8 protein-coding genes are annotated in these 9719 nt (G+C 71.3%); 5 read left to right on the forward strand and 3 right to left on the reverse strand.

The window, feature by feature from the left end:
* Window positions 1-125: 125 nt before the first annotated feature.
* A complete protein-coding gene (fahA, locus tag ACWGIU_RS18880) occupies window positions 126-1349 on the reverse strand; it encodes a fumarylacetoacetase (protein WP_453707205.1) in 1224 nt (407 codons plus the stop codon).
* 339 nt (window positions 1350-1688) lie between these two features.
* Between fahA and ACWGIU_RS18885 the strand changes: the two genes are divergently transcribed.
* A complete protein-coding gene (locus tag ACWGIU_RS18885) occupies window positions 1689-2507 on the forward strand; it encodes a Cof-type HAD-IIB family hydrolase (protein WP_453707207.1) in 819 nt (272 codons plus the stop codon).
* A gap of 59 nt (window positions 2508-2566) precedes the next feature.
* Here the strand turns inward: ACWGIU_RS18885 and ACWGIU_RS18890 are convergent, their stop codons facing one another.
* Complete coding sequence (locus tag ACWGIU_RS18890) at window positions 2567-4567, reverse strand: CocE/NonD family hydrolase (RefSeq protein ID WP_453707209.1); 2001 nt, start codon at window positions 4565-4567, stop codon at window positions 2567-2569.
* Window positions 4568-4980: 413 nt separating this feature from the next.
* Here ACWGIU_RS18890 and ACWGIU_RS18895 point away from each other — a divergent pair, with 413 nt between their 5' ends.
* The 4 genes from ACWGIU_RS18895 (at window position 4981) to ACWGIU_RS18910 (ending at window position 8157) form a co-directional block, all read left to right on the forward strand.
* Entirely contained in the window at window positions 4981-5991 is a 1011-nt protein-coding gene (locus tag ACWGIU_RS18895) for a polyprenyl synthetase family protein (RefSeq protein WP_453707211.1), read from the forward strand.
* 222 nt (window positions 5992-6213) lie between these two features.
* Window positions 6214-7437, forward strand: a complete 1224-nt coding sequence (locus tag ACWGIU_RS18900; RefSeq protein ID WP_453707213.1) for a LolA family protein — start codon at window positions 6214-6216, stop codon at window positions 7435-7437.
* Window positions 7438-7543: 106 nt separating this feature from the next.
* Window positions 7544-7747 (forward strand): ribbon-helix-helix domain-containing protein, encoded by a 204-nt coding sequence (locus ACWGIU_RS18905; RefSeq protein ID WP_234314053.1) that lies wholly within the window; start codon window positions 7544-7546, stop codon window positions 7745-7747.
* A complete protein-coding gene (locus tag ACWGIU_RS18910; protein ID WP_453707215.1) occupies window positions 7744-8157 on the forward strand; it encodes a hypothetical protein in 414 nt (137 codons plus the stop codon). The genes ACWGIU_RS18905 and ACWGIU_RS18910 overlap by 4 nt, the downstream gene beginning before the upstream one ends.
* A gap of 85 nt (window positions 8158-8242) precedes the next feature.
* Here ACWGIU_RS18910 and ACWGIU_RS18915 read toward each other — a convergent pair whose 3' ends face one another.
* Window positions 8243-9559, reverse strand: a complete 1317-nt coding sequence (locus ACWGIU_RS18915) for a M28 family metallopeptidase (RefSeq protein ID WP_453707217.1) — start codon at window positions 9557-9559, stop codon at window positions 8243-8245.
* Window positions 9560-9719 lie beyond the last annotated feature (160 nt).

Raw genomic sequence — 9719 nt, forward strand, 5'->3', positions numbered from 1 at the left:
GGCGTCCGGTGCCGTGCCTGGCAAGGCGGAGGGGCTCCTGTGTACTGGACGTACTCGGAGCCCCGACAACGCGGCCGGGCGTGGTGCCGGGCGTCGCGGGCCCGGCAAGATCCGAAAGAGACGGCCTAGTTCGGTCCCACGATGCGGCCGGTGACCTCGCCGAGGCCGACGCGCGTGCCGTCCGGGCCGGGGGCCCAGGCGGTGAGGGTGACGGTGTCCCCGTCCTCCAGGAAGGTGCGCTTGCCGTCGGTGAGCTCGATGGCGTCGCGTCCGTTCCAGGTGAGCTCCAGCAGCGAGCCGCGCTGGCCGACCTCGGGACCGCTGACGGTGCCGGAGCCGTAGACGTCACCGGTGCGCAGGGAGGCGCCGTTGACGGTCATGTGGGCGAGCTGCTGGGCGGCCGTCCAGTACATGGTGGCGAACGGCGGCTGCGCCACCTCCTGTCCGTTGATGGAGACGGAGATGCGCAGGTCGAAGCCGCCGGGGCGGTCGAGGGCGGCGTCGTCCAGGTAGGGCAGGAGCGGGAAGTCGCGGGCGGGCGGCGCCACGCGGGCGGCGTCCAGGGCCTCCAGCGGGGTGACCCAGGCGGAGACGGAGGTTGCGAAGGACTTGCCGAGGAACGGGCCGAGCGGCACGTACTCCCAGGCCTGGATGTCCCGCGCCGACCAGTCGTTGAGCAGGAACAGCCCGAAGACGTGGTCCTCGAACGCGCTCAGCGGCACCGGGGTGCCCAGCTCGGAGGGGGCGCCGACGACGAAGCCGACCTCGGCCTCGATGTCGAGCTTGACGGAGGGGCCGAAGACGGGCGCCGGGTCGCTGGGCGCCTTGCGCTGACCGGAGGGGCGCACGACGTCGGTGCCGGAGACGACGACGGTGCCGGAGCGGCCGTGGTAACCGATGGGGAGGTGCTTCCAGTTGGGGGTCAGCGCGTCGCCGTCCGGGCGGAACATCTTGCCGACGTTGGTGGCGTGGTGCTCGCTCGCGTAGAAGTCGACGTAGTCGGCGACCTCGTACGGCAGGTGCAGGGTGACCTCGTCGAGCGGCAGCAGGTGCGGCTCGACGGCGGGGCGGTGGCCGGGGTCGGTGACCCAGGCGGTCAGCGCGCGGCGGACGTCGCGCCAGGCGGTGCGCCCGGCGGCCAGCAGCGGGTTGAGGGAGGTTCGGCCGAGCAGCCCGGCGTAGGGGGAACCGAGCGCGGCCGCGGCCGCCCCGGCGTCGAGCACGTGCCCGCCGATGCGCACACCGATCCGGCGGCGGCCTTCTGCGGCGGTCGAGAAGACGCCGTAGGGGAGGTTGTGCGGCCCGAACGGGTCGCCCTCGGGGACATCGAGGGGGCTCTGCTGGGGCATGGGGTACTGCCTCGCTTTCGACGCGGTCCGGGGGTGTCCCGGTAGACACGGTGCGGGACACGCTACTCAGGATCCCGCAGGAAAGCGCGGGTGCCCGGTCGGAGATGAAACACAGCCCCAGGACGACGCCCATGGTCAGATATCCACAGTTCCGGTCATATCTGATCTTTTGGCGCGCGCTGTCGATCGAGGGCCTTACGGTCGGGGTTGTGCACTTCCCTGCCTCGCCCCTGCCCCGCTCGACGCTGGAGCGTGTCAATTGACGGATGGGGCGTGCGGGAGGCCGGATTCGGGCTCTATTTGTAGGACTTGTCCAAAGGGGTCCGTATCCTAGGCGCCGTGACTTCCGCCCCGCCTCCGGCCCCTCCCTATGCCTTGATCGCCACAGACCTGGACGGGACTCTGCTGCAAGCCGGGGACACCGTCTCCGCCCGCTCGTACGAGGCGCTCGCGACGGCGCGCGCGGCCGGCGCCCAGCACATCATCGTCACCGGACGCCCCGTCCCCCAGGTCCGACACGTCCTGGACCGGCTCGGTTATACGGGGCTCGCGGTGTGCGGGCAGGGCGCGCAGGTGTACGACGCGGCGCGCGGGCGCCTGCTGCACTCCGTCTCCATGGAACGGGAGCTGGCCGAGGTGGCCCTCGGCAAGATCGAGGCGGAGATCGGCGAGGTCTACGCGGCGGTCAACCAGGAGGGGTTGGACGCGGAGATGCTGATAGGGCCGGGCTACCGGATGTGGCATCCCCACCTGCCGACGGTCCGCGTCCCGCGGCGCTGCGACCTGTGGTCGGCGCCGATCAACAAAGTGCTGCTCCAGCACCCGGAACTGGACGACGACGAGCTGACCCGGGTGGCGCGGTCCGTGGTCGGCCACCTGGTGAACGTCACGATGGCGGGCGAGCACACGGTGGAACTCCAGCCGCCGGGCATCGACAAGGCCAGCGGGCTCGCGCGGGCGGCGGACGTCCTCGGCGTCTCCCCGTTCCGGACGATCGCCTTCGGGGACATGCCGAACGACATCCCGATGTTCGCGTGGGCCGCGCACGGGGTGGCGATGGCCAATTCCCACCACGAGCTTGTGGCGGTGGCCGACGAGATCACCCTCTCGAACGAGGCGGACGGCATCGCGGTGGTCCTGGAGCGGCTGTTCGGCTGACCGCCCGTTCCGGAGGCGCTGCCCCCCGGGGCCGCCCGCGCCAGGGCCGTTCGACCCGCTCAGCCCGCGGCGCGCGGCAGCCGGCGTTCCCACGTCCGGTGGAAGACCACCTCGTCCCCCTCCCGGCACACCACCTCGTTCGACGTCAGGAAGCCGCCCTCGTCGCAACGGATCTCCGAGCGGGTCTCCACCCGTGCGTCCCAGCCCAGCTCCGGCCGGTGGAGCCGGATCCGCCACCGCGAGAGCGCGCGCGCCGACAGGGCGTCCGCGTCCTGGATCTCGTACAGCTCCTCCGCGTCCTCGCCGTACTCCAGGCCGTCCGGGTAGACCCGGGTGCCCCCGCGAGGGTCCACCTCCAGCCGCCACGTCCCGCGCGCGACGTCCCGTACCACCAGCCGTTCCGGGGCCGGTTCGTCCAGCGTCGACGGGAAGGCCACGCCGAGCGGCTCCGCCTGCTCCGGGGCCTCGAAGGCGATCCCGCCGTCCGCCGTGGAGACCGCCCGCACCGGCAGGGTCAGCGCGCTGCCCGCCGGATCCAGGGTCCAGCCGGCCTCGGAACCGGCCCGCGGCCAGATCCACGGCCAGTACGCGGAGGACACGGCGAGCCGGATCCGGTGCCCCGGCGCGAAGGCGTGACCGATGCCGTTCAGCTCGAAGGTGACGTCCTCGTACGAGCCCACCGGCCAGGGCAGCGCCCGGTCCCGGCCCCGGCGCGCGGAGAGGTTCAGCGCGCCCCGTGTCACCAGGGTCGAGGCGCCGTCCGGGGCGACGTCGCAGAGCCGGGCGATCACCTGCCCGTACGGCACGTCGAGGCGCAGCCGCAGGGTCACCGACGCCCGTCCCAGGATCTCCACCGGCTCCTCGCGCCCCACCGGGAACTCGAAGCAGGCCGACTTGGCGTCCTCCTCCCGCTGGTCCGGCGGCAGGTCGGCGTCGTTGCCGGAGGGGCGGAACCGGCCCGCGTCCAGTCCGGTGTGCTGCGGGGAGGCGACGTCCACGGGCGCGCCCTGGAGCACGTACGGGACGGGAATGACGGACGCGGAGGGCCAGGCCTTCTCGCCGACCCACCGGCCCGGGAGCTCCTCGTACACCGTGGCCGGCGGGTGCGAGTCGCTGATCCAGGTGCGCAGCAGCGGCTCGTCCATCACCCCGTTGTCCGCCCCCTTCAGCCAGTGGTCCCACCAGCGCAGGGTCTCCTGCAGGAAGCCGATGGGCGGTCCCGGAGGCAGGCCGCGGTCCGGGTACTGGTGCGACCAGGGGCCGATCAGGCCCCGTACGCGGGCGGACGGCAGGTGTTCGGCCAGCCGCAGCACGGTGTCCCGGTACGGGTCGTGCCAGCCGCCGACCGCGAGCACGGCCGCTCGGATGGCCGGGTAGTCCTCGCAGACGCTGCCGTGGCGCCAGTAGGCGTCGCGCGTCTGATGGGAGAGCCAGGTGTGGACCAGGGGTTCCACCGCCTCCAGCCGGTCCAGCCACTGCCGGCGCCAGTCGTCGCCGACGAACCGCGGGTCCGGCGGCCGGGAGGCGAAGGCCAGCAGGGTCGCCGCCCACGCGTGCATGTCCACGGCGAGCACCGAGCCGCCCATGTAGTGCACGTCGTTGTCGTACCGGTCGTCCGTCGAGCAGACGGTGACGACCGCCTTCAGCGGCTCGGGGGCCAGCGCCGCGATCCGAAGGGCGTTGAATCCGCCCCACGAGATCCCGAACATGCCCACCGCTCCCGTGCACCACGGCTGCGCCGCCAGCCACTCCACCACGGCGACCCCGTCCGCCAGCTCGCGGGCGTCGTACGCGTCGCCCGGCCGGCCGCCGCTGCAGCCGTGCCCGCGCACGTCCACCCGTACGGAGGCGTAGCCGTGCCCCGCGTACCAGGGGTGGCGCTGCCAGTCGCGCGGCGCGGTCCCGTCGGTGAGCCGGTGCGGGAGGTACTCCAGCAGAGCCGGAACGGGCTCGTCCGTCACCGGGCGCCAGATCCGCGTGTACAGCTCTACGCCGTCCGGCAGCGGGATCCGGACATCCTCGTGGGTGGTCCCGTACGGGAAGTCGGTACGGATGATCATCTGGTCTCAGCCGCCAATCGCCTCGGACGTTCGCCTCGGGCCGCCGGGCCCGGCCTCAGTGGACGGAGTGCCTCGTGCGCCGCGGCCACGGCGCCCTCGCCATCGCCCTCACGACCACGCCCACAGGTCGGGGGCGGCCGGGGAAGGCATGGTCGTCCGGGGCGGCGGTCGGGGGGTCTCCGGATCCGGCGGGCTCGTCCATATCGGTCGTCATTCCGGTCAAGGCGTATTCTCCGGTTGATTCGGCTCTCTCCGAACATACCGGTGCACATCGGACAGTGCGCGGGTGGTGGCCGGGAAGGCCCTCTCGGTGATCGAAAACAGACCCGATACGCTGGCTTGAGTGATGGCAGCGACACATCGACAATCCATGTGATCGTCAGCGTGATCGTCAGCAGACAGGAGTACCCCTCGTGACCGTCGTCGGGCCGTTCGGACTGAGCGTGCGGGACCAGGCTCTTGAAACCGATGTCCAGGCCGGACTGGCCGCCGTCGAGGCGGGTCTGCTGGAAGCCACCAAGAGCGAAGTCCCCTTCATCACCGAGGCCGCACAGCACCTGGTCCGGGCCGGCGGCAAGCGGTTCCGGCCGCTGCTGGTGATGCTCGCCTCCCGTTTCGGTGATCCCTACGCGCCCGGCATCGTGCCGTCCGCCGTCGTGGTCGAGCTCACGCACCTGGCCACGCTCTACCACGACGACGTCATGGACGAGGCGGACGTCCGCCGCGGGGTGGAGAGCGCCAACGCCCGCTGGGGCAACTCGGTGGCCGTCCTCACGGGTGACTTCCTGTTCGCCCGCGCCTCGCACATCCTGGCCGACCTCGGGCCGGAGGCCGTACGAATCCAGGCCGAGGCCTTCGAGCGGCTGGTGACGGGCCAGATCCTGGAGACGGCCGGCCCGCGCGACGGCCGCGACCCCGTCGCCCACTACCTCGACGTCATCGCCGGCAAGACCGGCTCCCTCATCGCCGTCTCCGGCCGGTTCGGCGCGCTCATGTCCGGCGCCGACGAGCCGGTCGTCGACATCCTGACCCAGTACGGCGAGCGGCTCGGCACCGCCTTCCAGCTCGCCGACGACGTCCTCGACATCGCCTCCGACGCGCACGAGTCCGGCAAGACCCCCGGGACCGACCTGCGCGAGGGCATCCCGACGCTGCCCGTGCTGCGGCTGCGTGAGATGGCGGCCCAGGGCGGCGACCCGGCGGACCTGCAGCTCGTGGAACTCCTGGACGGCGACCTGACGGACGACGCCCGCCATGCCGAGGTGCTCACCCGGCTGCGGGCGCACCCGGCCCTGGAGCGGGCCCGCCGCGACACCATCCAGTACGCCGAGGACGCGCGGGCGAAGCTGGCCCCGCTGCCGGAGTGCTTCGCCAAATCGGCGCTCGAAGAGCTCTGCGACGCGGTGGTGCACCGCGCCGGGTAGCCGCCACGACTGCGGAACGGGCCCTTCCGCCCCGGCGACCCCTACGGGTCGGGGGAGGAGGGCCCTTTCCATGTCATCCCACGGGCGTACGCCGAGTTGCGTCCGGGGACTGACGCCCCGCGGCCGCCGATTTGGTCAGATGGAGTCATCAAACCCCACCAGATCGGGTGAGCGCGGCGACACGGTGGTCACCGCAGTCGACACAGAGGGCAGGGCACTGACATGGCACCGAACACCAAGACTTCCCGCAAGGCCGCCCGGTACGCCGTACCGGTAGCGGTGGCGGGCGTGGCCGCGGCGACCGTTGCGATGGTCCCGGCCTTCGCCAACGCCGGCGGGCCCGACCTGCCGAAGGTGACGGCGCAGCAGCTCATCGAGAAGGTCGCCGCCTCGGACGTGCAGCAGCTGTCCGGCACCGCACGGATCACCACCGACCTCGGTCTGCCGAAGATCGCGAGCGGGCTGCTCGGCGGCGGTGGCATCGCGGGCGGCTCCGCCAATCCGGAGGACAAGGTCGCCCAGCTGGCGAACGGAAGCCACACCCTGCGCGTCGCGGCCGACGGCCCGGACCGCCAGCGGCTCACCTTCCTCGACGGCAAGGACGAGTACAGCCTCATCCACAACGGCGACGACGTGTGGGGCTACGACTCCAAGTCCAACGAGGTCTTCCACGAGAAGAACGCCGACGCGGGCAAGGGCGAGGACGGCAAGGGCAAGGACGGCAAGGAGCACAAGACCGGCGACCGCCTCGCCGCCTCGCCGCAGAAGCTGGCCGAGGAGGTCCTGGCGGCCGCCGGTCCCACCACGGACATCAGCGTCGGCGAGACCGCGCAGGTGGCCGGGCGGGACGCCTATCAGCTGGTGCTGAAGCCGAAGCACAGCGGCTCCACGGTCGGCTCGGTCCAGATCGCGGTGGACGCCAAGAACGGCGTGCCGCTGCGCGTGCAGCTGCTCTCCGCCCAGGGCGGCAAGCCGATCGTGGACGCCGGCTTCACCAAGGTGGACTTCGCCAAGCCGGCCGCGGACACCTTCGCCTTCACCGCGCCCAAGGGCGCCAAGGTGACCGAGGGCGTGGACGGGGCCGGCAAGGGCAAGGGCGGCGACGAGCACTGGAAGGCGCTGGAGTCCTTCCCGGGCCTCGGCGGTCTGACCGGCGGCGCGGGCGGCAAGGGCGACGTGAAGGTGCTCGGCGAGGGCTGGACGACCATCGCCCGCATCGACTCGGGCGTGAACCGGAGCCTGAAGGACCTGGAGAACGACAAGAACGCCCCGAAGGAGGCCAAGCAGTTCCTCGACTCCCTCGGCGACAAGGTCACCGGGAAGTTCGGTGAGGGCCGTGTCCTGTCGACCCGCCTGGTCAACGCCCTGATCACGGACGACGGCAAGGTCTACGTCGGCGCGGTCACCAAGGACGCGCTGATGAAGGCGGCCGACGCCAACAAGTAGCCGACGGCCGGACGAACCGCCGCCAGGGTGGGCCGGGACTGTGTCCCTGCCCACCCTTGCGGCATTCCGGCTCCCCGTACAGCGCACCCGCTGTACGGTGTGGGACATGTCGAGACACGTCACCATCCGCCTGGACGAAGAGTTCCACGAACGCCTGAAGGCACGTGCGGCAGCACTGGGGACGACGGTCACCGCGCTGATCACCGAGGTCACGGAACGCGAACTCGACGAGGACCGGAAGAACTTCCTCTCCGGCATAGAGGAGTTCGCCGATCACTGGAGCTACTTCCAGCAGCGGTTCGGCAATTGAAGATCACCATGGAGTGGGCCTGGACGGCTCTGGCCCACCACCTTCCGTCCGATCCCGCTGTGTGGGATCCCTCCGGGGTGGCCGCCGCGGTCGCCCGGCACCAGAACGACCTCGTCCTCGTGCCCGAACAGCCCGCCCCGGACACCGCGTGGCGGGCCGCCGCGTTTTTGCACACCCTCGCGGTGTGCCCGGCGCTGGAATCCCCGATGAACGAGTTCTACGCGGCCGCCGCGACCCGCTCGTACCTGCGGGTGGCCGGGGCGAAGCAGCTGCCGTCCCCGGAGGAGCTCGGTGACCTGGTGGAGGCGGCGAAACTGGGCCGCGCGGACATCGCGGCCGTGGCCGACGAGCTGCGCGCCCGCATCCAAGGGCCGCTCCAGGCGTCCTCGCAGGCGCGCGAGGACGGCTGAGCTCCGGCACGACCGGATCGGATCGTGCCGGAGCCGTGGATCGGCCGGCCGGTGGGCGAGACGCCGGAAGCCGGAAGCCGGAAGACTAGAAGGTGATCTTCCAGCTGTTGATGTAGCCGACGTCCTGTGCCGCCGCGTCCTTGACCCGGAGGTTCCAGACCCCGTTGGCGACCTCGCCGGAGGCGTTGACGGTGTACGTCTGGACCAGGTTGTCGGCGCTGCCTCCACTGCGGTTGTGCAGGTTGTAGACGGTGCCGTCGGGGGCGAGCAGATCGACCACCAGGTCACCGCGGTAGGTGTGGACGATGTTCACGTCGACCTTGGTGGTGGCGGGTGCGTTGCCCGTCACACCGGAGACCGTGATCGGCGAGGACACCGCCGCCGCCGGGGAGTCCGGAATGTTCACGTCCGCCGTGTTCTCGAAGGACTGGCCCGGCGGGACCGGAGTGGCCGCCCCGAGCGTCCAGACCGCGTAGGCCACGGCGTCGGAGTTGCGGTCCAGGGCGGTGTCGTTGATGTTCGTCAGGCTGTCGCAGGAGGAGTGGTAGCACCGGTCGAAGGCCTGACCGGAGGTGCCGCCCCACTTCTGCGCCTGCGCCGCCGTCTTGGTGTAGTCGGCGCCGGAGAACAGGCCGCCGACGGGGATGCCCGCGTTCTTGAAGGGGGCGTGGTCGGAGCGGCCGTCGCCCTCGGTCTCGATCTCGGTCGGGACGCCGAGGCCGGCGTAGTAGTTCTTGAAGGTCTGCTCGATGGTCGGGTCGTCGTCGTAGACGAAGTAGCCCGGGTTCGGCGAGCCGATCATGTCGAAGTTCAGGTAGCCGGAGATCTTCGCCTTCTCGGCCGCCGGCAGGTTGTTGACGTAGTACTTCGAGCCGATCAGGCCCAGCTCCTCCGCGCCCCACCAGCCGAAGCGCAGGTGCTTGGTGGGCTGCAGACCGGCCCGGGAGACGGCGAGGGCCGTTTCCAGGACGGCCGCGCTGCCGGAGCCGTTGTCGTTGATGCCCGCACCCGAGGTCACCGAGTCCAGGTGCGAACCGGCCATCAGGACCGAGTTCGGGTCGCCGCCCGGCCAGTCGGCGATCAGGTTGTAGCCGGTGGCGCCGCTGGAGGTGAAGGTCTGCAGGGTGGTCGTGAAGCCGGCCGCGTCGAGCTTGCCCTTGACGTAGTCGATCGAGGCCTTGTAGCCGGCCCTGCCGTGGGCGCGGTTGCCGCCGTTGTTGGCGGCGATGGTCGAGAGCTGCGACAGGTGGGCCTTGACGTTGGCCAGCGGTATGTCGGGCGGTGTCGGTGCCGCGGTGACCGCCGTGGGGGCGGCGAGTGCGGCGGGGGCGGCTGAGGCGAACAGGCCGGCGACCGCGAACGCGGTCACGGCAGCAAGGCGCCGAGAGACGGACAGGCTCATGTGGGGGCTCCGGGATTCCGCGGGGATATGACGGAACGAGTGGGGATAGAGCGGGTGAGCGTTAGTGCGTCAGTGCGAGCCTGATGTTCAGCGAGAATGTGACTGTCCGTCAAGACCACAATTCGGTCAGGGCCGTTCGGAAAACGGACGATCCCCGGTC

Source organism: Streptomyces sp. NPDC054840 (assembly GCF_053611065.1).

What these genes read in the sequence shown, in the direction of transcription:
- ACWGIU_RS18915 (WP_453707217.1), bottom strand. Translation starts at nt 9,559, where the DNA reads ATGAGCCTGTCCGTCTCTCGGCGCCTTGCTGCCGTGACCGCGTTCGCG.
- ACWGIU_RS18900 (WP_453707213.1), top strand. Translation starts at nt 6,214, where the DNA reads ATGGCACCGAACACCAAGACTTCCCGCAAGGCCGCCCGGTACGCCGTA.
- ACWGIU_RS18905 (WP_234314053.1), top strand. Translation starts at nt 7,544, where the DNA reads ATGTCGAGACACGTCACCATCCGCCTGGACGAAGAGTTCCACGAACGC.
- fahA (WP_453707205.1), bottom strand. Translation starts at nt 1,349, where the DNA reads ATGCCCCAGCAGAGCCCCCTCGATGTCCCCGAGGGCGACCCGTTCGGG.
- ACWGIU_RS18890 (WP_453707209.1), bottom strand. Translation starts at nt 4,567, where the DNA reads ATGATCATCCGTACCGACTTCCCGTACGGGACCACCCACGAGGATGTC.